The following is a 370-nucleotide window of genomic DNA, read 5'->3' on the forward strand; positions in this document are numbered from 1 at the left end:
TCGGCAAGTTTGAGCAACTGAACCTCGACAAAACCCCGGTCAGCACTACCGTGACCGACGAGCCTGGCACCCCAGGCAACCCGGGCGGCAGCAACGAAGGCGACCTGGTCAAGGTCACCATCACCGCCGACCAGACCTCGGTGGCCGAGAACGTCAAGCCAACCTTCACCGTGCACGTCAACCAGCCGCTGGCCCACGACCTGGTCGTGACCCTGAGCAACAACGCCCAGGTCACCATCAAGGCTGGCGAGACCAGCGCGCCATACACCCATGACGCGCAGGGCGATGACGTCTACAACGATGCTGGCCAGATCAGCCTTGGTATCAATTCGGCGGTAGACGCCACCGGCGCAACGTTCGAGAACCTGCA

The 370-nt window shown here is 62.7% G+C and carries 1 protein-coding gene; it reads left to right on the forward strand.

What is annotated here, in order from left to right; genetic code table 11:
• On the forward strand, positions 1–370 hold a 370-nt coding region (locus ACF8FG_RS25785), incomplete at both ends, for an immunoglobulin-like domain-containing protein (protein ID WP_392519360.1).

The organism is Pseudomonas sp. YQ_6, from assembly GCF_043103245.1.
Classification (GTDB): domain Bacteria; phylum Pseudomonadota; class Gammaproteobacteria; order Pseudomonadales; family Pseudomonadaceae; genus Aquipseudomonas; species Aquipseudomonas alloputida.